This window comes from Streptomyces sp. NPDC007907 (assembly GCF_042959365.1).
GTDB classification, from domain to species: domain Bacteria; phylum Actinomycetota; class Actinomycetes; order Streptomycetales; family Streptomycetaceae; genus Streptomyces; species Streptomyces indiaensis.
Genome location: NZ_JBIBKR010000006.1, coordinates 398,762 through 421,116, shown reverse-complemented (window position 1 = coordinate 421,116; position 22,355 = coordinate 398,762). Strand labels below are relative to the sequence as shown.

20 protein-coding genes are annotated in these 22,355 nt (G+C 71.0%); 11 read left to right on the top strand and 9 right to left on the bottom strand.

The features are described 5' to 3' along the window. The first annotated feature begins 54 nt into the window (after positions 1 to 54). The 3 genes from ACFZDI_RS26340 to ACFZDI_RS26330 all read left to right on the top strand — a co-directional run bounded on the left by ACFZDI_RS26340 (position 55) and on the right by ACFZDI_RS26330 (position 5,351). Positions 55 to 3,183 carry a sacsin N-terminal ATP-binding-like domain-containing protein gene (locus tag ACFZDI_RS26340; protein ID WP_391253705.1) on the top strand — a complete coding sequence of 1,043 codons (3,129 nt, stop codon included), beginning with the start codon at positions 55 to 57 and terminating at the stop codon, positions 3,181 to 3,183. A 194-nt stretch (positions 3,184 to 3,377) separates the two neighbouring features. Next, positions 3,378 to 4,286: a hypothetical protein gene (locus ACFZDI_RS26335; RefSeq protein ID WP_234849647.1), complete on the top strand. Its 909-nt coding sequence runs from the start codon at positions 3,378 to 3,380 to the stop codon at positions 4,284 to 4,286. Positions 4,287 to 4,496: 210 nt separating this feature from the next. Beyond that, positions 4,497 to 5,351 carry a hypothetical protein gene (locus ACFZDI_RS26330; protein ID WP_391253703.1) on the top strand — a complete coding sequence of 285 codons (855 nt, stop codon included), beginning with the start codon at positions 4,497 to 4,499 and terminating at the stop codon, positions 5,349 to 5,351. Between the two features lie 106 nt (positions 5,352 to 5,457). On the opposite strand, the gene ACFZDI_RS26325 is transcribed toward ACFZDI_RS26330, so the two are convergent. The 3 genes from ACFZDI_RS26325 to ACFZDI_RS26315 all read right to left on the bottom strand — a co-directional run bounded on the left by ACFZDI_RS26325 (position 5,458) and on the right by ACFZDI_RS26315 (position 9,229). Continuing rightward, the gene (locus ACFZDI_RS26325) at positions 5,458 to 7,851 is read right to left on the bottom strand and encodes an HAD-IC family P-type ATPase (protein WP_391253701.1); all 2,394 of its coding nucleotides are present in this window, start codon (positions 7,849 to 7,851) and stop codon (positions 5,458 to 5,460) included. Between the two features lie 133 nt (positions 7,852 to 7,984). Next, positions 7,985 to 8,830 carry a methyltransferase domain-containing protein gene (locus tag ACFZDI_RS26320; RefSeq protein WP_391253699.1) on the bottom strand — a complete coding sequence of 282 codons (846 nt, stop codon included), beginning with the start codon at positions 8,828 to 8,830 and terminating at the stop codon, positions 7,985 to 7,987. 111 nt (positions 8,831 to 8,941) lie between these two features. Beyond that, positions 8,942 to 9,229 carry a DUF2530 domain-containing protein gene (locus ACFZDI_RS26315; protein ID WP_234849651.1) on the bottom strand — a complete coding sequence of 96 codons (288 nt, stop codon included), beginning with the start codon at positions 9,227 to 9,229 and terminating at the stop codon, positions 8,942 to 8,944. A gap of 117 nt (positions 9,230 to 9,346) precedes the next feature. Between ACFZDI_RS26315 and ACFZDI_RS26310 the strand changes: the two genes are divergently transcribed. After that, positions 9,347 to 10,798 carry an NCS2 family permease gene (locus ACFZDI_RS26310; RefSeq protein WP_234849653.1) on the top strand — a complete coding sequence of 484 codons (1,452 nt, stop codon included), beginning with the start codon at positions 9,347 to 9,349 and terminating at the stop codon, positions 10,796 to 10,798. Here ACFZDI_RS26310 and ACFZDI_RS26305 read toward each other — a convergent pair. Continuing rightward, positions 10,768 to 11,040, bottom strand: coding sequence for a BrnA antitoxin family protein (locus ACFZDI_RS26305; protein WP_234849654.1), 273 nt, complete (start codon positions 11,038 to 11,040; stop codon positions 10,768 to 10,770). The two genes, ACFZDI_RS26310 and ACFZDI_RS26305, sit on opposite strands and share 31 nt — an antisense overlap. 155 nt (positions 11,041 to 11,195) lie before the next feature. Between ACFZDI_RS26305 and ACFZDI_RS26300 the strand changes: the two genes are divergently transcribed. Beyond that, complete coding sequence (locus ACFZDI_RS26300; protein WP_234849655.1) at positions 11,196 to 11,633, top strand: MarR family winged helix-turn-helix transcriptional regulator; 438 nt, start codon at positions 11,196 to 11,198, stop codon at positions 11,631 to 11,633. A gap of 27 nt (positions 11,634 to 11,660) precedes the next feature. After that, on the top strand, positions 11,661 to 13,037 hold the full coding sequence (locus tag ACFZDI_RS26295) for an MFS transporter (RefSeq protein ID WP_344368591.1): 1,377 nt from the start codon (positions 11,661 to 11,663) through the stop codon (positions 13,035 to 13,037). Between the two features lie 7 nt (positions 13,038 to 13,044). On the opposite strand, the gene ACFZDI_RS26290 is transcribed toward ACFZDI_RS26295, so the two are convergent. Together ACFZDI_RS26290 and ACFZDI_RS26285 are read right to left on the bottom strand one after the other, a co-directional pair. Next, positions 13,045 to 13,632, bottom strand: a complete 588-nt coding sequence (locus ACFZDI_RS26290; RefSeq protein ID WP_234850218.1) for a Uma2 family endonuclease — start codon at positions 13,630 to 13,632, stop codon at positions 13,045 to 13,047. A 100-nt stretch (positions 13,633 to 13,732) separates the two neighbouring features. After that, a complete protein-coding gene (locus ACFZDI_RS26285; RefSeq protein ID WP_391253696.1) occupies positions 13,733 to 14,062 on the bottom strand; it encodes a hypothetical protein in 330 nt (109 codons plus the stop codon). A gap of 25 nt (positions 14,063 to 14,087) precedes the next feature. Here ACFZDI_RS26285 and thpR point away from each other — a divergent pair, with 25 nt between their 5' ends. Beyond that, entirely contained in the window at positions 14,088 to 14,660 is a 573-nt protein-coding gene (gene thpR / locus ACFZDI_RS26280; RefSeq protein ID WP_234850216.1) for an RNA 2',3'-cyclic phosphodiesterase, read from the top strand. A 191-nt stretch (positions 14,661 to 14,851) separates the two neighbouring features. Here thpR and ACFZDI_RS26275 read toward each other — a convergent pair whose 3' ends face one another. Together ACFZDI_RS26275 and ACFZDI_RS26270 are read right to left on the bottom strand one after the other, a co-directional pair. Beyond that, positions 14,852 to 15,844, bottom strand: a complete 993-nt coding sequence (locus ACFZDI_RS26275; protein ID WP_391253693.1) for an aldo/keto reductase — start codon at positions 15,842 to 15,844, stop codon at positions 14,852 to 14,854. 82 nt (positions 15,845 to 15,926) lie between these two features. Beyond that, complete coding sequence (locus ACFZDI_RS26270) at positions 15,927 to 16,601, bottom strand: GDSL-type esterase/lipase family protein (protein WP_391253691.1); 675 nt, start codon at positions 16,599 to 16,601, stop codon at positions 15,927 to 15,929. Between the two features lie 124 nt (positions 16,602 to 16,725). On the opposite strand from ACFZDI_RS26270, the gene ACFZDI_RS26265 reads away from it, so the two are divergent. Further along, the gene (locus ACFZDI_RS26265; RefSeq protein ID WP_391253690.1) at positions 16,726 to 17,700 is read left to right on the top strand and encodes a WD40 repeat domain-containing protein; all 975 of its coding nucleotides are present in this window, start codon (positions 16,726 to 16,728) and stop codon (positions 17,698 to 17,700) included. A gap of 249 nt (positions 17,701 to 17,949) precedes the next feature. On the opposite strand, the gene ACFZDI_RS26260 is transcribed toward ACFZDI_RS26265, so the two are convergent. Continuing rightward, the gene (locus ACFZDI_RS26260; protein WP_234850212.1) at positions 17,950 to 18,729 is read right to left on the bottom strand and encodes a TetR/AcrR family transcriptional regulator; all 780 of its coding nucleotides are present in this window, start codon (positions 18,727 to 18,729) and stop codon (positions 17,950 to 17,952) included. 109 nt (positions 18,730 to 18,838) lie between these two features. On the opposite strand from ACFZDI_RS26260, the gene ACFZDI_RS26255 reads away from it, so the two are divergent. The 3 genes from ACFZDI_RS26255 (at position 18,839) to ACFZDI_RS26245 (ending at position 22,347) form a co-directional block, all read left to right on the top strand. Continuing rightward, positions 18,839 to 19,798 carry an ATP-binding cassette domain-containing protein gene (locus ACFZDI_RS26255; protein WP_391253688.1) on the top strand — a complete coding sequence of 320 codons (960 nt, stop codon included), beginning with the start codon at positions 18,839 to 18,841 and terminating at the stop codon, positions 19,796 to 19,798. Then, on the top strand, positions 19,795 to 20,616 hold the full coding sequence (locus ACFZDI_RS26250; RefSeq protein WP_234850210.1) for an ABC transporter permease: 822 nt from the start codon (positions 19,795 to 19,797) through the stop codon (positions 20,614 to 20,616). Before ACFZDI_RS26255 ends, ACFZDI_RS26250 begins: the two co-directional genes overlap by 4 nt. A 219-nt stretch (positions 20,617 to 20,835) precedes the next feature. Continuing rightward, entirely contained in the window at positions 20,836 to 22,347 is a 1,512-nt protein-coding gene (locus ACFZDI_RS26245) for a cellulase family glycosylhydrolase (RefSeq protein ID WP_391253686.1), read from the top strand. The last annotated feature ends 8 nt before the right edge of the window (positions 22,348 to 22,355 follow it).

Genomic DNA, 22,355 nt, shown 5'->3' with positions numbered 1-22,355 from the left:
TCCGCTCCCCAAGCGGTACCTTCTCCTCACGTCCACGAGGAGAAGGAACGGAACGTGAGCAGCAAGTTCGTGCGGCCCGCCGCCGAGGGGGCCGATCCGTTCGGTACCGCCCGTCTGCGGCGCGGTGTCCTCGACGCCTGGGCCACCAGCCCCGCCCGGTTCCGTGAGGACGCCAACGCCGAGGAGGACCTGGTCCTCGGCGGCTACCGGGACCGGCTCGTCGTGGAACTCGCCCAGAACGCCGCCGACGCGGCCGCCCGGGCGGGAGTACCGGGCCGGCTGCGGCTCACCCTGCGCGACGGCGTGCTCGTCGCCGCCAACACCGGTGCCCCGCTGGACGCGGCCGGCGTCGAGTCGCTGTCCACCCTGCGCGCGTCGGCCAAGCGGGAGACCGGCGACACGTCGTCCGTCGGGCGGTTCGGGGTCGGCTTCGCCGCCGTGCTCTCCGTCACTGACGAGCCCGCCGTCGTCGGCCGGCACGGCGGTGTGCGGTGGTCGCTGGCCGAGGCCAGGGCCCTGGCCGCCGAGACCGCCCGGCACAGCCCCGGCCTCGGCGACGAGGTCCGGCGCCGCGACGGCCACGTCCCCCTGCTGCGACTGCCGTACGCCGCCGAGGGCACCGCCCCCGCCCCCTACGACACCGCCGTCATCCTGCCGCTGCGCGACACCCCGGCCGCCGATCTCGCCGAGCGCCTGCTACGGGCCGTCGACGACGCCCTGCTGCTCACCCTGCCCGGACTCCAAGAGCTGGTCGTCGAGATCAACGGGGAGAGCCCGCGAACCCTCACCCGCCGCACGGACGGCGCCTTCACCGTCGTCGACGACTCGGCCCACGGCGTCACCCACTGGCGCACCGCCGCCGCGCACGGCCCCCTCACCCCCGACCTCCTCGCCGACCGGCCCGTCGAGGAGCGGCTGCGGCCCCACTGGTCCGTCACGTGGGCCGTGCCCGTGGACAGCGACGGCAGCCCGGCCAGGCCCCGCACCGACGCCGTCGTGCACGCCCCCACCCCGAGCGACGAACCGCTCGGCGTCCCGGCGCTGCTCATCGCCTCGTTCCCGCTGGACTCCACCCGCCGGCACGCCGCCCCCGGGCCGCTGACCGACTTCCTCGTCCAGCGCGCCGCCGACGCCTACGCCGAACTCCTCGGCGACTGGCGGCCGGTGACCGGCGGGATCATCGACCTCGTGCCGGGCCCGCTCGGCAAGGGCGAACTGGACGGCGCCCTGCGCCAGGCGATCCTCCAGCGGCTGCCGCGGACCTCCTTCCTGCCGCCCGCGCTCCCGCCCCGCGAGGACGACGAGCTGCCGGAATCCCTGCGGCCGCGCGACGCCGAGGTCGTCGAGGGCGCGGGCGCCGACACCGTGCGGGTGCTCGCCGAGGTGCTTCCCACCCTGCTGCCCGCCGGACTGGAGCGCCGCGCCGAGCTGCGGACCCTGGGCGTCGCCCGCGTCCCGCTGACCGACGCGATCGACCGGCTGGCCGGCCTGGAGAAGGAACCCGGCTGGTGGCGGCGGCTCTACGACAGCCTGGCCGGGATCGACCCGGACCGCCTGTCGGGGCTCCCGGTGCCGCTCGCCGACGGCCGTACGACCATCGGGCCCCGGCAGATCCTGCTGCCGGGCGCGGAGGCCGCCCGGATCGACCCCGAGGTGCTGGCCCGGCTCGGTCTCAAGGTCGCCCACCCCGACGCCGCCCACCCGATCCTGGAGAAGCTCGGCGCCCTGCCCGCCACCCCCCGGGCGGTCCTCACCACCCCGCAGGTCCGGGTCGCCGTCGCCGCGTCCCTGGACGACGAGGGCGGCGTGAACTGGGAAGAGGACTCCCTCGACGCCGACGAACTGGCCGACACCGTGCTCGCGCTGGTGCGGGACGCCGGCCTGGAGCCCGGTGACGAGCCCTGGCTCGGCGCGCTCGCCCTGCCCGACGAGGACGGCGAACCGGCCCCGGCCTGCGAACTCGTCTTCCCCGGAGGGCCCTTCGCTCAGGTCATGCGCGAGGGCGAACTCGCCGCGGTGGACGCCGAACTGGCCGAGAAGTGGGGCGAGCAGCCGCTCGCCGCCTGCGGTGTCCTGGTGGACTTCGCGCTCGTCCGCGCCACCGACGTCGTCCTCGACCCGGACGAACTCGAACCCCGCGAGGGCGACTTCGCAGAACCCGACGACGCGGGCCTGCTGGACGCCGTCGACGTCTGGTGCGAGGACGTCCTCGACCGCTTCCCGGACAGTCCTGTGCCGCCGGTCGCCACCGAGATCGTCGCCGTACGGGACCTGGACCTCGTCGACGACGACAAGTGGGCGCAGGCGCTGGCGCTGCTGTCCCGGCCGCCGTTCAGGGACGCGATCGTGCAGCCCGTGCGGATCCTGCTGCCGGACGGGACGCACGAGGTCGTCCGCCCGTACACCGCCTGGTGGCTGCGCGGGAACCCGGTGCTCGACGGCCGCCGCCCGGCCGGCCTGCGGGCCGCAGGCGGCGACCCGCTGCTGCGCGGGCTGTACGACGAGGCCGACGCGACCGGCTTTGAAGACGAGCAGGTGCTGCGGGCGCTGGGCGTGCGGACGTCCGTCGCCGCGCTGCTGGACGAGCCCGGCGGCGCCGCCGAGCTGCTCGACCGGCTCGCCGACCCCGAGCGGGAGGTGACGGGCGCTCAGCTGCATGCCCTGTACGGGGCGTTGGCCGACCTGGATCCCGAGCAGGTGACCCTGCCGGACGACCTGCGGGCCGTCGTCGACGGCCGGGTGGAGGTCGTGGACGCGGCCGACGCCGTGGTGTGCGACTCGCCCGACCTGCTGCCGTTCACCGAAGGCGTTCCGCTGCTGCCCGTACGCCCGTCACGCGCCGCCGGGCTGGCCGAACTGTTCCAGGTGCGGCGGCTGAGCGAGTCGGTCACGGGGGAGGTCACCTCCGAGGGCACCGAGCACGACGTGCCGGAGCCGGTGCGGGTACTGCTGGGCCGGCTGACCCCGTCCTCCTACGTCGAGCACGAGGAACTCGTCGTCGACGGCGTGGAGATCGACTGGCGGCTCACCGACGACGGCGTCCTGCACGCCGCCACCCTGGAGGGCGTCGCCGCGGGGCTCGCCTGGGCCGCGGGACAGTGGCCGCGTCGCTTCGAGGTGGCGGCCCTGCTGGAGGACCCGTCCCGCACGGACGAACTGGCCCGGGACCGGTGGTTCGACTGAGCCGGTGGTGACGTGCGGCGTGCGGCTGCGGCCGCGTCCGACGGGCGGTGAAAACTCCCGCACAAAGTTTTCACCTGTCGTACAACCATGCGTATGACTCAGTTATCTGATCACGTGAGTCAACAGACTCCACGATCACTTGGGCCCCGAGAGCCGACGACGAGCACCGGGGTCCCTCTCCACCTGGAGAACGCATGCGTATCCGAGCCACCGTGGCCGCCGTCACCGGCGCCCTGGCCCTCTCCGCCCTCGCCGTCCCGGCCGCGCAGGCCGCGGAGCCGAAGGTTCCCGCGGACATCGCCGCCGCCAGCGAGGTCGTTCACGCCGACTCCGGCCGGTCGGCCTTCGTCGGCGGCGTGGACGGCGAGCCGACCGTCCTGAACGCGACCTTCTCCTCGGTGAAGGTCAACAACGGCAAGAACATCGCCGTGGGCACCACCAACCTGGTCAAGGTCCCCGTGTCCTTCACGCTGACCCACGGCACGGAAGTGAACATCCACGCCGCTGACTTCTTCGCGGGCGTCGAGCTGTACCGCGGCGCCTCGTTCGAGGAGTCCGTGTTCTTCTTCGACAGCAACGACGCGACCTGCACGGACTCCTCCGCGACCGTCGCGAGCTGCAAGGCCACCGTGGAGATCGACCCGTTCGCGCTGCTGAACGAGGACGCGGGCTCCTGGAAGGCGGCCGCGTTCGCGGTCGCGTTCAACGGCGAGGACCCGGAGAACCCGAACCTGGACAACGTCGGCGTCAAGGTGCAGGACCCGACGAACTCCTTCAAGCTCCAGCGCTACTCCAAGCTGACGGTCAACGCCTCGCCGGAGCCCGTGACGAAGGGCAGGACCATCACGGTCACCGGCAAGCTGTCCCGAGCCAACTGGGACGACAACCAGTACCACGGGTACACCAACCAGTCGGTGAAGCTGCAGTTCCGCAAGAAGGGCAGCGACACCTACACCACCCTCAAGACGATCACGTCCAACAGCACGGGCGAGCTGAAGACCACCGTCACCGCCTCGACGGACGGCTACTTCCGCTACTCCTTCGCGGGCACCACGACCACCCCGGCGGTCAACGCCACGGGTGACTTCGTCGACGTGCAGTAAAGCGCCCCAGCGGCTACGACACCGCCGGTCCCGGAGCCATGCCGGGGCCGGCGGTGTCGTCCCCACGTCGTCCCTGTGCCACGCGCGCGTCAAACGTTGCGGATGAGACGGCAAAAAGCCGGTCCGGCCCTACAACCCCGCCCGGGGCTCGTGGATCTGATCATCCGAGTCAGTCAGACTCCCAGATCACTTCTCCCCATGGGGAAACACATGCACATGCGAGCCACCGTGGCCGCCGTCGCCGGCGCCCTGGCCCTGTCCGCCCTAGTCGTCCCGGCCGCGCAGGCCGCCGACGCCCCCTCCGGCAGGCAGGCCTTCAGCTCCGCCGCGGCCGACGCGGGCACCGGCACCACCGCGTCGACCCTCGACGTCACCTTCTCCGACGTGAAGGTCAACAGCGGCAAGAACATAGTCGTCGGCACCACCAACGTGGTGAGCGTGCCGGTCACCTTCACCGTGACCCACGCCGAGGACCTCGACACGAGCTCCGACAACTTCGCCACCGGCCCGCTGATCTACCACGGTTCCTCGGTGGACACCGCGGACAACGTCCTCATCAGCGACGACCCGGCCACCTGCACCGCCGCCTCCTCCACGGTCCTCAACTGCAAGGGCGTCATCAGCATCCGCCCGGCCGACGGCGACCTGTTCAACTCCGACGCCGGCACCTGGGGCGCCGGTGCCCTCGCCGTCACCAGCGACGACGCCGAGAAGACGCAGGGCGGCCTGGGCACCGTCAAGGTGCAGCGCTACTCCAAGCTGACCGTCAACGCCGGCCCGGAGCCCGTCTCCAAGGGCAAGACCATCACGTCCACCGGCAAGCTGTCCCGTGCCAACTGGGAGGACAACGCCTACCACGGCTACACCGGCCAGCCGGTCAAGCTCCAGTTCCGCAAGGCGGGCACCAGCACGTACACCACGGTCAAGACGGTGACCTCGGACCAGTACGGCAACGTGAAGGCCACCGCCACCGCCCAGTACGACGGCTACTGGCGCTTCAGCTTCGCCGGCACGACAACCACCCCGTCCGTCAACGCCACGGGCGACTACGTCGACGTGAAGTAAAGGCGCCACGTAAGGGAGGCGGGGCTGTATCGATGTGCGGCTCCGCCGCGTGGGCGCGACCAGCCGAGACGGCGCCGCAGCGCACCTCGAACCCCGCCCCTCGGTGCTATGCGGGAAAGCGGCGGTCCACCCACCTCCACAGAACCTCAAGGGTGACCGCCGCGACCACGGCGATGCCGACGGCAGTCCACGGCATCGTCATCCCCACCAGCTTCAGCGCGAAGAAGTGCTGCAGCCACGGCACGACCAGCACCACCATGAACGCCCCGCCCATCGAGGCGACCAGGGCGATCCGCCACCACGTGTACGGGCGGGCGATGATCGCCAGCACCCATATCGAGACCAGGAACAGCGTGAGCGTCGCCGCGCTGGTCTCCGCGTCCAGCGCCCCCGCCCCCGTGTAGTGCTCCCGGGCGAGCAGATACGTCGCGAAGGTCGCCAGCGCCGCCACGACCCCGCCCGGGATCGCGTACCGCATGACCCGCCGCACGAAGTTCGGCTTCGCGCGCTCCTTGTTGGGCGCGAGCGCCAGGAAGAACGCCGGGATGCCGATGGTCAGCGTCGACAGCAGCGTCAGGTGGCGGGGCAGGAACGGGTACTCCACCTGCGAGCACACCACCAGCACGGCTAGCAGCACCGAATAGACCGTCTTGACGAGGAACAGCGTCGCCACCCGCGTGATGTTGCCGATGACCCGGCGCCCCTCGGCGACCACCGACGGCAGCGTCGCGAAGCTGTTGTTCAGCAGCACGATCTGCGCGACCGCCCGGGTCGCCTCCGAGCCGGAGCCCATCGCCACGCCGATGTCGGCGTCCTTCAGGGCGAGGACGTCGTTCACCCCGTCGCCCGTCATGGCGACCGTGTGCCCGCGGGCCTGCAGCGCGCCCACCATGGTCCGCTTCTGCTGCGGGGTGACCCGCCCGAACACCGTGCCGTCGTCGAGGGCGTCGGCCATCCCGTCCTGCTCGGCGGGCAGCCGCCGAGCGTCCACGGTGGTGCCCGACAGCCCGAGCTTGGCGGCGACCGCGCCGACCGACACCGCGTTGTCACCGGAGATGACCTTGGCCCGGACGTTCTGGTCGGCGAAGTAGCGCAGGGTGTCGGCGGCGTCCGGCCTCAGCCGCTGTTCCAGCACGACCAGCGCGGTGGGCTGCGCGCCCTTCGCCACGTCGGGGTCGTCCAGGTCCCGCGCGACCCGGGCCAGCAGCAGCACGCGCAGACCCTGCTCGTTCAGCCGACCGGTCTCGGTCAGGGCCGGATCGTCCTCGGCCAGCAGCACGTCGGGTGCGCCCAGCAGCCACCGGCCGGACCGGCCGTCGCCCTCGCTGAACGCGGCGCCGCTGTACTTGCGGGCCGAGGAGAACGGCAGGGCCTCGGTGCAGTGCCAGCCCTCCACGGCCGGGTAGGCGTCGATGATCGCCTTCAGGGAGGCATTCGGCCGCGGGTCCGACGCGCCGAGCGCGCCGAGCACCTTCCGTACGTAGGTCTCCTCGGCGCCCTGGAGCGGGCGCAGCTCGGTGACGTCCATGCCGCCCTCGGTGAGGGTGCCGGTCTTGTCGAGGCAGACCGTGTCGACCCGGGCCAGCCCCTCGATCGCGGGCAGCTCCTGCACCAGGCACTGCTTGCGGCCGAGCCGGATCACACCGATGGCGAAGGCGACGGAGGTGAGCAGGACGAGGCCCTCGGGGACCATCGGGACGATGCCGCCGACCGTGCGGGCGACGGAGTCGTCGAAGGCGTTCTCCTTCACGACCAGCTGGCTGACGACCAGCCCGATCGCGGTCGGGACCATCATCCAGGTGACGTACTTGAGGATCGTGGAGATACCCGAGCGCAGCTCGGACTGGACGAGGGTGAAGCGGGAGGCCTCCTCGGCGAGCTGGGCGGCGTAGGCCTCACGGCCGACCTTCGTCGCCTGGAAGGCCCCGCCGCCGGCCACGACGAAGCTGCCCGACATGACGTGGTCGCCCGGCTGTTTCAGGACCGGGTCGGCCTCGCCCGTGAGCAGCGACTCGTCGATCTCCAGGCCGTCCGCCTCGACGCAGACGCCGTCGACGACGACCTTGTCCCCGGGCCCGATCTCGATCAGGTCGTCCAGCACGATCTCGCTCGTGCCGACCTGGCCCGCGGTTCCGTCGCGGCGCACGGTCGGCCGGACCTCGCCGATCAGCGCGAGCGAGTCGAGCGTCTTCTTCGCCCGCCACTCCTGCACGATCCCGATGCCGGTGTTGGCGAGGATCACGAACCCGAACAGGCTGTCCTGGATCGGCGCGACCACCAGCATGATCAGCCACAGCACGCCGATGATCGCGTTGAAGCGGGTGAAGACGTTGGCCCGGACGATGTCGAGGGTGGACCGGCTGCTGCGCACCGGGACGTCGTTGACCTGCCCGCGCTCCACCCGTTCGGCGACCTGAGCCGCGGTCAGGCCGGTCTCGCGGGAGGTGACCGTCGCCGGCCGTACGGAGTCGGGGCGGGCACCCGCGTCGAGATGCGTCATGCAATCGACGGTACGTGCGGTTTTGCCGCTTCACCCGCTGAATGCGGTGAAGATCCGACTCGGGGTGGACGGACTCCGTGCCGTCGTCCTACGGCAGTTGTATGCCGTGGGACCACGGTGCCGCGCCCCGCCGTCAGCCCGCCCGGCGCGCCGTGAGGAGCAGGTACTCCCACTCCAGGGCGGTCCCGCCCGGGCCCGTGCCGAGGTCGCCGTCGCGGGCGAGGTCCACCAGGGCGCCGTCGAGGGCCGCGGCGCGTTCGGGTTCGCCGGCGATGTTCTTGTAGACGCTGATGGTGGGGCCGTAGCGCTCCTTGAAGTAGTCGCGGAACGCCTCGGGCGTCTCGAAGCGGTCGACGCGGACCGTGCCGCGCTCGGCGCGGACGTCCGTGACCCGGTCGCCGAGCAGGGCACGGACATGGTCCTCGTCCCCCCACAGCGGCGGCGGCTTGGCTCCGGGCGGGGGCGGCGGCGCGTACGGCTTCATCACGGCGAACATCCGGCCGATGAAGCCCTGTGGTGTCCAGCTGAGCAGCCCGATGGTGCCGCCCGGACGGCAGACCCGGACGAGTTCGTCGGCGGCCTGCTGGTGGTGGGGGGCGAACATGACGCCGACGCAGGACAGCACGGTGTCGAACTCCGCGTCGCGGAACGGCAGGGCCTCGGCGTCCGCCTCCTGCCAGGCGAGCCGCGCCCCCTGCTTCTCGGCCACCCGCCGGCCGGCCTCGAAGAGTTCGGGGGTCAGGTCGGAGGCGACCACGTCCGCGCCGGCCAGGGCCGCGGGGATCGCGGCGTTGCCGGAGCCGGCGCCCACGTCCAGCACCCGCTGCCCGGACCGCACCCCGCACGCCTCGACCAGGATCGGGCCCAGCTCGGGTATGAGTTCGGCGGCCACGGAGGGGTAGTCGCCCTGGGCCCACATCGCCCGGTGCTTGGACTTCAGGGCGCGGTCGGCTTCGGCCACGCTGTTCTGCATCGTCATCACTGCGCTCCTCACCGGTCGGGCGGCGGTTCCGCGCCGACGGTTTTCGAGCGTTTCGCCGCCTGATACGAGCGTAGGGAGGGGGTGGGGGCGTGTCTCGGCGGAGAACGGTCAGGACGGCGTCTGGTCGACCGGGGGTGCCGTCGCCGGGTCGCCGGCCGCGGCCCGTTTGATCGCCGCCTCGCGCCTGCGGACGTACCAGATGCCGATCAGTCCCAGCCCGCCACCGGCCAGGCAGGTCCACACCCACCAGGTGTGGCCATGATCGTCGAACCAGCCGTAGAACGGGAGCTGGACGAGGAAGAGGACGAACCACAGGATCGTGCCGCCGGTGATGGTGGCGACCACGGGGCCCTCCAGGGGCTCCGGCGCCTCGTGTCTGGGGGTCCACTTCGCCATGGGGACAGCTTACGAGGCGATCAGGTCTACGCGCGGAGATGGCCGATGGGGGCTTTATATGTTCATACTGAACCGGTTTGTGTCTGACCACTTCTCTTCGTAGGAACCACCAAACACATGTCCTCCTCGGCTCCCGCCAAGGTCCCCGCCCCTGATCAGCCGGGAGCCGGGCGCACGTACGGCACACTCGACCGCTTCTTCCGGATCTCCGAGCGGGGCAGCACCCTGCCGCGCGAGGTCCGGGGCGGTCTCGCCACCTTCTTCGCGATGGCCTACATCATCGTGCTGAACCCGATCATCCTCGGCAGCGCCAAGGACATGTACGGTCACCAGCTCGACAACGGGCAGCTGGTCACCGCGACCGCCCTCACGGCCGCGCTCACCACCCTCCTCATGGGTGTCATCGGCAACGTCCCGATCGCGCTGGCCGCCGGCCTCGGCGTGAACTCGGTCGTCGCCCTCCAGCTCGCCCCGCGCATGTCCTGGCCGGACGCGATGGGCATGGTCGTCCTCGCCGGGTTCGTGGTCATGCTGCTGGTCGCCACGGGGCTGCGCGAGCGCGTCATGAACGCCGTGCCCTACGGGCTGCGCAAGGCCATCTCCATCGGTATCGGCCTGTTCATCATGCTGATCGGGCTGGTCGACGCGGGCTTCGTCTCCCGGATCCCGGACGCCGCGCAGACCACCGTCCCGCTCCAGCTGGGCGGCGACGGTCATCTGAACGGCTGGCCGGTACTGGTCTTCGTGCTCGGCGTGCTGCTGACCCTGGCGCTGATCGTGCGCAAGGTCTCCGGAGCGATCCTGATCTCGATCGTCGCCATGACGGTCCTCGCGGTGATCATCAACGCGGTGGCCGAGGTGCCGAGCTGGGGCCTCACCACGCCCAAGTGGCCCGGCAACCCGGTCGCCAGTCCCGACTTCGGCCTGATCGGGCAGGTCAGCCTGTTCGGCGGTTTCGGCAAGGTCGGCATGCTGACCGGGGTGCTGTTCGTCTTCACCGTGCTGCTGTCGTGCTTCTTCGACGCGATGGGCACGATCATGGGCGTCTCCGACGAGGCGAAGCTGACCGACGGTGAGGGGCAGATGCCCGGCATCAACAAGGTGCTGTTCGTCGACGGCCTCGCGGTCGCCGCCGGCGGTGCCAGCTCCTCCTCCGCAACGACCGCGTTCGTCGAGTCCACGGCCGGTGTCGGCGAGGGTGCCCGGACCGGGCTGGCGAACGTCGTCACCGGCGGTCTCTTCGCCGTCGCCCTGTTCCTGACACCGGTCGCCACGATGGTCCCGTCCCAGGCGGCCACCCCCGCCCTGGTCGCGGTCGGCTTCCTGATCCTGGCCGGGTCGGTGAAGGAGATCGACTGGGCGGACTACACGATCGCCGTCCCGGCCTTCGTGACGATGCTGATGATGCCGTTCACCTACTCGATCACCAACGGCATCGGCATGGGCTTCATCACCTTCGTGGTGCTGCGGCTGGCGGCCGGACGGGGCCGGGAGGTGCCGCCGGCGATGTACGCGGTGGCGGCGGTGTTCGCCTTCTACTACCTGATGCCGGCGCTGGGTCTGACCTGATCCTCGTCCCCGGAGCCCGGGGAGCCGGTGGGGTCGGGGGTGCCGAAGGAGTCCGGAGATCCGGGGGTGCCGTAGAACCTCTCCGTCTCCTCGACGGCGGCCTGGAACCGCTGGTCGAAGTCATCTCGAACGAGCGTCCGGACGACGTAGTCCTGGACGCTCATTCCCCTTTTCGCGGCATGGTGCCGGAGCCGTTCGAGCAGGTCGTGGTCTATTCGCAGGCTGAGCACGCTGGTCCCCATGAGCACGAGGGTCGCGGTACCGTTCGGTCCGGCGGGGCACCTTTTGCCGCCGTGTCACCCGTATGAGTGATGTCACGGTTCAGTGGCGGGCGTCACGGGCGGCGGTGCGCATTCCGGCTGGTCTTTAGCGAGAGTAATGAGTTACGCTAAAGAACATGCCGGACCTCAACCATGGCGACGACGTAGCCGCCGTGAACTCCCTCCGATCCGCGGTGATGCGGCTGTCCCGTCGGCTCAAGCACCAGCGGGTCGACGAATCGCTCAGCCCCACCGAGATGTCGGTGCTGGGCACCCTGTCGCTCTGCGGCAAGGCCACGCCGGGCGAACTCGCCCGCAAGGAGCACGTCCAGCCGCCGTCGATGACCCGCATCGTGGCACTGCTGGAGGCCAAGGGCCTGGTCCGGCTGGAGCCGCACCCCGAGGACCGGCGCCAGAAGGTCGTCACCCGCACCGAGCAGGCCGAGACCATGCTCGAGGAGAGCCGCGCCAAGCGGAACGCCTTCCTGGCCACGCTGGTGGAGAACCTCGACGAGGACGAGTGGGCGAAACTGCGCGCCGCCGCCCCCGTGCTGGAGAAGCTCGCGCATCTGTAAGCAGGCCGTTGCAAGGAGGCGACACATTTGAGTCCGGGACCCGGAGCAGCTTCCGCCCCCGCACCTGACCCCCACGATTCCCCGCCCACCTCCGACGCACCCGCCGCCCGGCCCGCCCGCAAGTCCACGATGTTCTCCTCCCTGAAGGTCAGGAACTACCGCCTGTTCTTCATGGGCCAGGTCGTCTCCAACATCGGCACCTGGATGCAGCGCATCGCCCAGGACTGGCTGGTGCTCAGCCTCACCGGCTCCTCCGCCGCCGTCGGCATCACGACCGCCCTCCAGTTCCTGCCGATGCTGCTCTTCGGCCTCTACGGCGGTGTCCTCGTCGACCGGCTGCGCAAGCGGCCCACGCTGCTCGTGACGCAGTCCGCCATGGCACTCACCGCGATCGCCCTGGCGGTCCTCACCCTCACCGGGCACGTCCAGGTGTGGCACGTGTACGTCGCCGCCTTCGCGGTCGGTCTCGCCACCGTCGTGGACAACCCGGCCCGGCAGTCCTTCGTCTCCGAGCTGGTCGGCCCGGGGCAGCTGCAGAACGCGGTCAGCCTGAACTCGGCGAACTTCCAGTCGGCCCGCCTGGTCGGCCCCGCCGTCGCGGGCCTCCTCATCACCGGCGTCGGCACCGGCTACGCGTTCCTCTTCAACGGCCTGTCCTTCATCGCACCGCTCACCGGCCTGCTGCTGATGCGCGCCCGGGAGCTGCACGTCGTGGAGCGCGCCCCGCGCGGCAAGGGGCAGCTGCGGGAGGGCGTGCGCTACGTCACCGGCCGCCCGGAGCTGATCTGGCCGATCGTCCTGGTCGGTTTCGTCGGGACGTTCGCCTTCAACTTCCCCGTGTACCTCTCGGCCTTCGCGGACGACGTCTTCCACGCGGGCGCGGGTGCGTACAGCATGTTCAACACCCTCATGGCGGTCGGCTCGGTGGTGGGCGCCCTGCTCGCCGCGCGGCGGGGCACGGCCCGGCTGCGGCTGCTGATCGTGGCGGCGATGGCTTTCGGCGCGCTGGAGATCCTGGCCGCGACGACCCCCACGCTGTGGATGTTCGCCCTGCTCATGGTCCCGCTGGGGCTGTTCGGCATGACGGTCAACGTCACGACGAACACCAGCATCCAGATGTCCACGGACCCGGCGATGCGCGGCCGTGTCATGGCCCTCTACATGATGATCTTCCTGGGCGGCTCGCCGGTCGGGGCCCCGATCGTCGGCTGGATCACCGACAGCTACGGCGCCCGGATCGGCCTCGCGACCGGCGGCGCGGTGGCAGCGGTCGCCGCCGCCGTCATCGGCCTGATCCTGGCCCGCGTCGGCAACCTGCGCCTGTCGGTGGGCTGGCACGGCGGGCACCCCCGGGTGCGGTTCGTGCCCCGGGAGCAGCAGGAGGCGCTGGCTCCCGCGGCGTAGTGCGGCGTCAGTCCCGGGGGAACTCGCCGGTCTCGAGGACGAGCCCGACCACGGTTCCGGTCAGGTCGATCTCGTCCCCGAAGTCGAGGCTCAGCTCGCCCCGGTACTCGCCGTCCTTGGGCTTGGTGTGCAGGTGCCAGCGGCCGGTGTACGGATCCACGATCAGGTACACCGGCACACCGGCGGCGGCGTAGGCGTCCTTCTTGGGGCCGTAGTCGTTCGCCGCGGTCTTCCTGGAGATCACCTCGGCGACGAACTCGACGTCCTGGTAGCGCCACAGGCCCTTGTCGTTCTTCGTCGAGTTCTCCGCCATCACGGTGATGTCGGAGGCGAAGCCGTTGAGGTGGCCCGGGTAGTCGACGCGGACGTCGGACTTCACGCGCTTGCGCGGATACTTGCTGCGCAGCTGGTCGTAGATGTCCGCGATGATGTCCCAGTGGGTGTCCCGCTGAGGCGCCATGAAGATGTTCCCCCCGACGATCTCGACCTTGTAACCCTCGGGGACGGGCATCGTCTCCACCCACTCGAACATCATGTCGAGGGTGAGTTCGCCGCTGCTTTCGGCCATCTCGATCCTGTCGTCAAGGACGGTCATCGTGGCGCTCCTCCCCGGCCGCACCCGTGGATGAATCCGGCCGAGCAGTACAACGATACGCACGGTGACCAGGACACGCCCGGGTCCGCGGGACCCGTGCCTACACCCTGCGGGCCAGCAACTGCCCCGGCCACTGGCTCTCGCCCACCGTGAAGGCCTCCGTGCGGGTGAAGCCGTTGGACTCGTAGTAGCGGACGAGTTTGCCGTCGTCGCCCGCGTAACAGTCGACGCGGAGGAGGGAGACCCCGGCGCGGCTGCCCTCCGCCATGTACCGGCCGATCGACTCCACCGTCTTCGGGCTCTGCGACAGCGGCTTCGTCCCCCACTGCCCCGTGCGCCCCTGTGAGACCAGCCACTCCACGCGGCTGTCGAGCATGCCGAGTATCGCGGGAAGGTCGTCGGGCCAGCCGTCCCGGATGGTGATCCGCATGGGCTCATGGTGCCAGGCTGGACCCATGAGACTCTTCGCGGCCGTGCTGCCCCCGGACGAGGTGTGCCGTGAACTCGGCACCGTGGTCGACGAGTTGCGCGGGCTGCCCGGCGCCGACGGCATGCGCTGGACCGGCCGCCCCGGCTGGCACTTCACCCTCGCGTTCTACGGCGAGGTCGACGACGGTCTCGTGCCCGGGCTGTCGGAGCGGCTGGAGCGGGCCGCACGCCGTACCGAGCCGTTCGCCCTGGCCGTGCGGGGCGGGGGCCAGTTCGGGCACGGGAAGGCGCTGTGGGCCGGGGCCGAGGGGGATCTGGCGACCCTCCGCCTGCTGGCCGAGCGGGCCGAGGCGGCGGCGCGCAAGGCGGGGGTGCCGATGGGGGAGCACCGGCGGTACAAGCCCCATCTGACCGTGGCGCGGAGCCGCGCCGCGGGGGACGTACGGCCCTACCTCGACGCCCTCGCGGGGTTCACGGGCCGGAGCTGGACCGTGCGGGAGCTCTGCCTGGTGCGCAGTGATCTGCCGACCTCGGGAGTGCGGGGGGAGCAGCCCCGGTACGAGGCGGTCGGGCGCTGGGCACTCGGGGGTGCCGGTTAGGCTCGATGCCGTGGACCCGAAAACCCGCAACCGGATCATGGCCGGTGTGCTCGTGCTGATGTTTCTCGTCGTCGCCCTCGCTTCCGTGATCGGGAGGTAGGGCCGGGGCGGCGGGGGACTGCGGACGGCTGTTTGCCGGCTTCGGGCCGGCGGAGACCGGTCGCGCAGCCCCCGCGCCCCTGTGGGGCGACCTACCAGGCGAAAGCCTCCGGGCTCGGGCCCGGGCCCGGGAAGATCTCGTCCAGGGCGGCCAGGAGGTCCTCGGAGAGGTCCAGCTCGGACGCGCGCACGGCGGAGGCGAGCTGCTCGGCGGTGCGGGGGCCGACGATCGGGCCGGTCACGCCGGGACGGGTGAGCAGCCAGGCCAGGGCGGCCTCGCCGGGCTCGACGCCGTGCTTGTCGAGCAGGTCCTCGTAGGACTGGATCTGTGCCCGGGTGGCGGGGTCGCCCAGCGCGTCGGCCGCCCGGCCGGAGGCGCGGCGGCCGCCCTGCACCTCCTTCTTGAGCACACCGCCCAGCAGACCGCCGTGCAGCGGCGACCAGGGGATGACCCCGAGCCCGTACTCCTGCGCGGCCGGGATGACCTCCATCTCCGCGCGCCGCTCGGCGAGGTTGTACAGGCACTGCTCGCTGACCAGCCCGATGGTCCCGCCGCGCCGGGCGGCGATCTCGTTGGCCTGGGCGATCTTGTAGCCGGGGAAGTTCGACGACCCCACGTAGAGGATCTTGCCCTGCTGGACCAGGACGTCGATGGCCTGCCAGATCTCGTCGAAGGGGGTGTCCCGGTCGACGTGGTGGAACTGGTAGACGTCGATGTGGTCGGTCTGGAGCCGCTTGAGGCTGGCGTCCACGGCCCGCCGGATGTTGACCGCGGAGAGCTTGTCGTGGTTGGGCCAGGCCGGGCCGTCGGCGCCCATGTTGCCGTACACCTTCGTGGCGAGGACGACCTTGTCGCGCCGTCCCTCGCCCTTGGCGAACCAGTTGCCGATGATGCTTTCGGTACGGCCCTTGTTCTCGCCCCAGCCGTACACGTTGGCGGTGTCGAAGAAGTTGATGCCCGCGTCCAGCGCCGCGTCCATGATGGCGTGGCCGGCGGCCTCGGCGGTCTGCGGACCGAAGTTCATGGTGCCGAGGACGAGCCGGCTGACCTTGAGTCCCGTGCGTCCGAGCTGCGTGTACTTCATGGGGCTCAAGCCAACGTCTTGGAGTGCGCTCCAGGCAAGCACGAACCCTCGTGTGCGGGCCCACCGCCCGATGCGTGGACGGCTACTCCTCGTAGGGCCCGGCCACGTCCCAGCCCTGGTACATCGCCTCCGCGAACGCCGCCGCGATCTTGTGTTCGCCGCTCGCGTTGGGGTGGGTGCCGTCGTAGGTGTCCGTGGCGACGTCGTACGTGGGCGGGGGTGAGGCCAGGAGGACGGGGGAGCCGGGCTCGTCGAGGTCGGCTGCCGTCTTGGCGAGGAGTTCGTTGAAGCGGGCGACCTCACCGGCGAAGGCCTCGTCGGCGTGGGCGCGCACGTTCGGGGTGACCGGCAGCCACACCATGCCCACCCGCCGGTTCGCCGCCCGCGCCTCGGACACGAACGCCCGGACGTTGTCGGCGGTCTGCTCGGCGTTGGTGTAGAAGCCCAGGTCGATCAGGCCCAGGGAGACCAGAAGCACGTCGGCGCGGCAGGACCGCACCGCCTCGCCGATCAGCGGTGCCATGTGCTGCCAGCCCTCGCCCCAGCCGGCCAGGTGGGCACGGGGGAAGTCCGGTTCGGCGTACTCGTACGACACAGGGGCCTCGGCGAGCTTGTCGTAGAGCGTCTCGCGCGGGCCGACGAGGGTGAAGGGGCCGCCGTAGGAACGGCACAGGTGCTGCCACAGCCGGTAGCGCCATGTGTGTTCGCCCGCGCTTCCGATCGTCATGGAGTCACCGACGGGCATGAACCTGAGCATCCGCTCATGATGAACGATCTCGACGGCCGACGGGGTGTGAGTCGGGACACTCACCCCGGCCGCTCATGCGGGCCTGTGATCCATTACGTCGGTGAATCGCCGGGCCGGATGGCAGGCTTGGGGTATGCGCAGACCGTTCCCACTGCTCGCCGCGGCCCTCCTCACGGGGGCCCTCGCCGCGCCCGCCTCCGCCGCCGACGGCGACGAGAAGTTCACGATCAAGGACCCGCGCATCACCGAGTCCAGCGGCCTGGCGGCCTCACGGCAGCACCAGGGCATCTACTGGACGCACAACGACAGCGACGACGGCGCGTACCTCTACGCCGTCGACAGCTCGACGGGCGAGACGGTCGCCACGATCACCATGTCCGGCGTGGGCAGCCCGCGCGACGTCGAGGCCATCTCCATCGGTCCGGACGACCAGATCTACGTCGGTGACATCGGCGACAACCTCGGTGGCACCTGGCCGTACGTCTGGATCTACCGGCTGCCCGAGCCGAAGAACCTGCGCGACCAGACGATCAAGGCCACCCAGTACGTCGTGAAGTACTCCGACGGCGCGCGGGACGCCGAGTCCCTCGTGGTGCACCCGAAGACCGGCAGGGTCTACCTCGTCGACAAGAACGAGAAGGGCGGGCACCTGTACGAGGGCCCGGCGCGGCTCTCCCCGTCCGGGACGAACGTGTTCCGTCCGATCGCCGCGGTCCCCGACCTGGAGGCCACCGACGCCACGCTGTCCCCGGACGGTCGGCACCTCGTCGTGCGCAGCTACTTCGGCGCGATCGCCTACGACTGGAACGGCGGGAGGATCAAGAAGAAGGAGCGGCTCGGCGTGCCCTTCCTGGGGCAGGGCGAGTCCGTCACCTACACCGCGGACGGCAGGACGCTGATGTACGGCGCCGAGGGGGCGGACAGCCCGGTGGAGCCGCAGGACGCGCCGGGGACGGACGGGTCCGACTCGGCGTCGGACCGGGGTGGTTCGGGCTCGTCCGACGGCGGTGGCGAGGGCCTGGGCGGCAACCTCAAGACCGGGGCGATCGCCGCCGGCGCGGCCCTGGTGGTCCTGTTCGGCTGGCGGACACTGAGGCGCCGCCGCTAGTGCCGCGGGAGGCAACGTTCGCCCCGTCGCGACGCCCGGCACGCCCTCTCGCCGCACCGGCCGAAAGGCCAAGTACGTCCGGTACGAGGGCTTCCGGCCGGCACTCCCCCGAGCTCTTCGAGCAGGGGGCACCCCCAGAGCACGCACCGGACGCCGCTCCTTCACGGGCAAACGTTGCCTGCCGCGGCACTAGGCGCTGTCAAAAGCCGCTACGCGTAAGGGGCTTCACCGACAACGGCCCGGCCTCGGTCACCCACCGTTCCTGCGGCCCTCCACCAGCACCTCCAAACCGTCCAGGATCCGCTGCAGCCCGAACTCGAAGTGGTCGAAGTCCTGCCCGAAGGCGTCCTCGGACAGTGACGCCATCACCGGGTAGCGGCCCGAGGCCATGGCCTTCTCCAGGACCGGGACCTGCGCCTGCCAGAACTCGGCGTCCGTGAGGCCCGTCCGGCGCTCCGCCTCCAACTGGTACAGCTGCGTGCGCGCGGCCCCGACGACATAGCCGTCGATCATGATGATCGCGGAGACCAGCTCGGGGTCGCTCAGTCCCATCGGGCGGATCCGGGTCAGCACCTTCTCCATGCCGTCGAGGGCGCTCGGTCCGAGGATCGGGCGGGACTGGTTGACCTGGAGCAGCCAGGGGTGGCCGCGGTAGAGGGCGAGGGTGGCGCGGGCCAGTGCCTCCAGGGCCGCCCGCCAGCCGCCGTCGCCGAGGTCGGCGGGGTTCTCGGAGGGCCGCTGCACCCGGTCCAGCATCAGGTCGAGCAGCTCGCCCTTGCCGGGCACGTACCGGTACAGCGACATGGTGCCGGTGCCGAGTTCGGCGGCGACGCGGCGCATGGAGAGGCCCTCCAGCCCCTCGGCGTCCGCCACCTGGACGGCCGCTTCCACGATCCGGTCCAGCGTCAGGGTCGGCTTGGGGCCCCGGCTGGGCCGGCGGCCGGTGTCCCACAGCAGTTCGAGCGTGCGGGCGATGTCGCCGCTGCCGCTGGTCTCCGTACCGCCCGTGCCACTCGTGCCGCTCGTCATGGAGTCCAGCTTAGGACCCCGCGAAAAAACTGGGTACGGCGTACGCGTAATCGGGTACGGTGTACTCAGTTCGGTGCCGACGGGGCACGGGCGCACGGGAGGGGGCGGCATGGACGGATACGCGGTGCGGGCCGAGGCGCTGGAGAAGAGGTACGGCGAGAAGCGCGCCCTCGACGGCTTCGACCTGGAGGTGCGCGAGGGCACGGTGCACGGCCTGCTCGGGCCGAACGGGGCGGGCAAGACCACCGCCGTCCGCATCCTGTCCACGCTGATCCGGCTGGACGGGGGCCGGGCGACGGTCGCCGGGCTCGACGTCGCCCGGCAGGCGCGCGAGGTGCGGGCCCGGATCGGCCTCACCGGCCAGTACGCGGCGGTCGACGAGGTGCTCACCGGCCGGCAGAACCTGGAGATGTTCGGCCGCCTGTTCCACCTCGGCGGCAAGCGGGCCCGGCTGCGGGCCGTCGAGCTGCTGGAGCAGTTCGACCTGACCGACGCCGCCGACAAGGGCGTGGGGAAGTACAGCGGTGGCATGCGGCGCCGCCTCGACCTCGCCGCGTCGATGATCCTGGCCCCGGCCGTCCTCTTCCTCGACGAGCCGACGACCGGCCTCGACCCCCGCAGCCGGGGCGAAGTCTGGGAGTCCGTGCGGGCGTTGGTGGCGGGCGGCACGACCGTGCTGCTCACCACGCAGTACCTGGAGGAGGCCGACAAGCTCGCCTCCCGCATCACCGTCATCGACCAGGGGCGGGCCATCGCCGACGACACCCTGGACGGACTGAAGAACCTGGTCGGCGGCGACCGCATCGAGGTGGTGGTCGCCGAGCGGGCCGAGATCCCGCGGGTGGTGAAGGTCGTCGCCCGGGTCACGGACGGCGAACCCCAGGCGGACGAGACGGAGTTGCGGGTGCACGCCCCCGTCACCGACCGGGTCGCCGCCCTCACCGAGGTCGCGCGGACGCTCCAGGACGAGGGCGTCCGCGTCGAGGACATCGGGCTGCGCAGGCCGAGCCTCGACGACGTGTTCCTGCGCCTGACCGGACACCGCACCGAGAAGGAGGCCGCGGCGTGAGCGCCACCGACCTGAGCACGCCGAGCACCCGGAGCAGCACGTACTGGCTGCTCGCCGACTGCTGGAACATCGTCCGCCGCGGCCTGACCCACTACCAGCGCCAGCCGGTCAACATCGCCTGGCAACTGGGCTTCCCGATCCTGTCCGTGCTGCTCTACGGCTATGTCTTCGGCAGCGCGATGACGGTACCGGGCGGCGGGGACTACCAGGACTTCCTGATGCCGGGCATGTTCGTGATGACCATGGCGTTCGGCTTCATCAACACGGCGACCGTCGTGGTCTACGACTCCACCAAGGGCGTCATCGACCGCTTCCGCTCCATGCCGATGGCCTCCTCGGCCGTGGTGGCCGGGCGTGGCGTCACCGATCTGCTCGTGGCCTGCGCCGAGTTGGCGATCATGATGCTGACGGCCCTCGCCATGGGCTGGCGCCCGGACGGCGGCTTCGGCTTCCTCGCCGCGTTCGGACTGCTGCTCTGGCTGCGGTTCGCGCTGATCTGGATCGGTGTGTGGCTCGGCCTGCTGGTGCCCAACCCGGAGGCGGCGGGCGGTCTGTTCGCCGTCGCCTTCCCGCTGACGATGATCTCCAGCATCTTCGTCGCACCGCAGTTGATGCCCGACTGGCTGGGCTGGGTGGCGGCCTGGAACCCGATCTCCTCCACGGCGGCGGCGACCCGTGAGCTGTTCGGAACGCCGGTCGGGGGCGGTGACTCCTGGGTGGAGCAGCACGCGCTGCTGATGGCCGGGGTGTGGCCGGTGATCCTGACGGCGATCTTCCTTCCGCTGGCCGTACGGCGGTTCAGGAAGCTGAGCCGCTAGCGGCCGGAGCGGTCGCCCACCTCCGGCCGGATCGGCCGCACATCTCCCGGCCGGATCGGCCGCACACCTCCCGGCCCGATCGGCCGCACACCCCCAGAGTCTTGACGTGTTCATGTTGTGTCAGTTCTCTGGGAGGTGCGCGGCACGATGGGAGCGCTCCCAGTCTGTTCCGGGTGCCGCGCTCTCCCCTCCCCGAGGAACCCGAGAGGAAGCAGCCACATGTTCCGCACTCTGCGCAGAGCGCTGTGTGTTGCCGCGGCGCTCCTGTTACCGCTGGCGGGCGTGCAGTCGGCCCGGGCGGACGGCACCGCCGAGGCCGCCGGTGCCGGTTACTGGCACACCAGCGGCCGGCAGATCCTGGACGCGGCCGGGCAGCCGGTCCGTATCGCCGGCATCAACTGGTTCGGCTTCGAGACCGGCAACCACGTCGTCCACGGCCTGTGGGCCCGCGACTACAAGAGCATGATCGACCAGATGAGGTCGCTCGGCTACAACACCCTCCGCATGCCCTACAGCGACGACATCCTCAAGCCGGGCACCATGCCGGACAGCATCAACACCGACGGCAAGAACACGGACCTGCGCGGGCTGACGTCCCTCCAGGTCCTGGACAGGATCGTCGCCTACGCGGGGCAGTCCGGCCTCAAGGTCGTCCTGGACCGCCACCGTCCGGACGCGGCGGGCCAGTCGGCCCTCTGGTACACCGCGTCGGTCCCCGAGTCGACGTGGATCACCAACCTCAAGGCCCTGGCCGCGCGCTACAAGGGCAACTCCACCGTGATCGGCATCGACCTGCACAACGAGCCGCACGACCCGGCCTGCTGGGGCTGCGGCGACACTTCCCGCGACTGGCGCCTGGCCGCCCAGCGCGCGGGCAACGCGGTGCTGTCGGTCAACCCCGATCTGCTGATCATGGTCGAGGGCGTGCAGTCGTTCAACGGCACGAGCGGCTGGTGGGGCGGCAACCTCATGGGCGTGGCGCAGTACCCGGTCCAGCTGGACGTCCCGGACCGGCTGGTGTACTCGGCGCACGACTACGCGACGTCGGTGGCGCAGCAGTCCTGGTTCTCGGACCCGTCCTTCCCCGCCAACCTGCCGGGGATCTGGGACAAGTACTGGGGCTACGTCTTCAAGCAGAACATCGCCCCGGTGTGGCTCGGCGAGTTCGGTACGACCCTTCAGCCCGCGGTGGACCAGAAGTGGCTGGCCGAGCTGGTGACGTACCTGCGCTCGACGTCGGCGTACGGGGCCGACAGCTTCCACTGGACGTTCTGGTCCTGGAACCCCAACTCCGGTGACACCGGCGGCATCCTGAAGGACGACTGGCAGACGGTCGACACCGCGAAGGACGCGTACCTGGCGTCCGTCAAGGCGCCTGCCTTCGACTCCGGCACCCCCGGCCCCGGGCCCGGCGACCCCGGCGGCTCCACGCCCGCCTGCACCGCCGCCTACACCATCAGCAGCGACTGGGGCGGCGGGTTCAACGCCGAGGTGAAGGTGAGCAACACGGGCGGCGTTCCGTTGAAGTCCTGGCAGGTGAGCTGGACTTGGAGCGGCTCCCAGAAGGTCACGAGCATGTGGAACGCGTCGCACACCCAGAGCGGGGCGACCGTCACGGCGGTCAACGCCGCGCACAACGGGAGTGTGCCGGTGGCGGGTTCGGCGAGCTTCGGCCTGGGCGGTGCGCCCGGTGGTGGGAGCGTGCCGGGCCTTCGGTGCACGGCCACGTGATCACGGAG

Excerpts from the sequence above, each read along its gene's own strand:
- ACFZDI_RS26265 (WP_391253690.1), top strand. The coding sequence starts at position 16,726 with ATGCGCAGACCGTTCCCACTGCTCGCCGCGGCCCTCCTCACGGGGGCC.
- ACFZDI_RS26305 (WP_234849654.1), bottom strand. The coding sequence starts at position 11,040 with ATGGGGACCAGCGTGCTCAGCCTGCGAATAGACCACGACCTGCTCGAA.
- ACFZDI_RS26310 (WP_234849653.1), top strand. The coding sequence starts at position 9,347 with ATGTCCTCCTCGGCTCCCGCCAAGGTCCCCGCCCCTGATCAGCCGGGA.
- thpR (WP_234850216.1), top strand. The coding sequence starts at position 14,088 with ATGAGACTCTTCGCGGCCGTGCTGCCCCCGGACGAGGTGTGCCGTGAA.
- ACFZDI_RS26255 (WP_391253688.1), top strand. The coding sequence starts at position 18,839 with ATGGACGGATACGCGGTGCGGGCCGAGGCGCTGGAGAAGAGGTACGGC.
- ACFZDI_RS26245 (WP_391253686.1), top strand. The coding sequence starts at position 20,836 with ATGTTCCGCACTCTGCGCAGAGCGCTGTGTGTTGCCGCGGCGCTCCTG.
- ACFZDI_RS26270 (WP_391253691.1), bottom strand. The coding sequence starts at position 16,601 with ATGCTCAGGTTCATGCCCGTCGGTGACTCCATGACGATCGGAAGCGCG.
- ACFZDI_RS26275 (WP_391253693.1), bottom strand. The coding sequence starts at position 15,844 with ATGAAGTACACGCAGCTCGGACGCACGGGACTCAAGGTCAGCCGGCTC.
- ACFZDI_RS26290 (WP_234850218.1), bottom strand. The coding sequence starts at position 13,632 with ATGACCGTCCTTGACGACAGGATCGAGATGGCCGAAAGCAGCGGCGAA.
- ACFZDI_RS26285 (WP_391253696.1), bottom strand. The coding sequence starts at position 14,062 with ATGCGGATCACCATCCGGGACGGCTGGCCCGACGACCTTCCCGCGATA.
- ACFZDI_RS26320 (WP_391253699.1), bottom strand. The coding sequence starts at position 8,830 with ATGACGATGCAGAACAGCGTGGCCGAAGCCGACCGCGCCCTGAAGTCC.
- ACFZDI_RS26330 (WP_391253703.1), top strand. The coding sequence starts at position 4,497 with ATGCACATGCGAGCCACCGTGGCCGCCGTCGCCGGCGCCCTGGCCCTG.
- ACFZDI_RS26335 (WP_234849647.1), top strand. The coding sequence starts at position 3,378 with ATGCGTATCCGAGCCACCGTGGCCGCCGTCACCGGCGCCCTGGCCCTC.
- ACFZDI_RS26300 (WP_234849655.1), top strand. The coding sequence starts at position 11,196 with ATGCCGGACCTCAACCATGGCGACGACGTAGCCGCCGTGAACTCCCTC.
- ACFZDI_RS26260 (WP_234850212.1), bottom strand. The coding sequence starts at position 18,729 with ATGACGAGCGGCACGAGTGGCACGGGCGGTACGGAGACCAGCGGCAGC.
- ACFZDI_RS26315 (WP_234849651.1), bottom strand. The coding sequence starts at position 9,229 with ATGGCGAAGTGGACCCCCAGACACGAGGCGCCGGAGCCCCTGGAGGGC.
- ACFZDI_RS26325 (WP_391253701.1), bottom strand. The coding sequence starts at position 7,851 with ATGACGCATCTCGACGCGGGTGCCCGCCCCGACTCCGTACGGCCGGCG.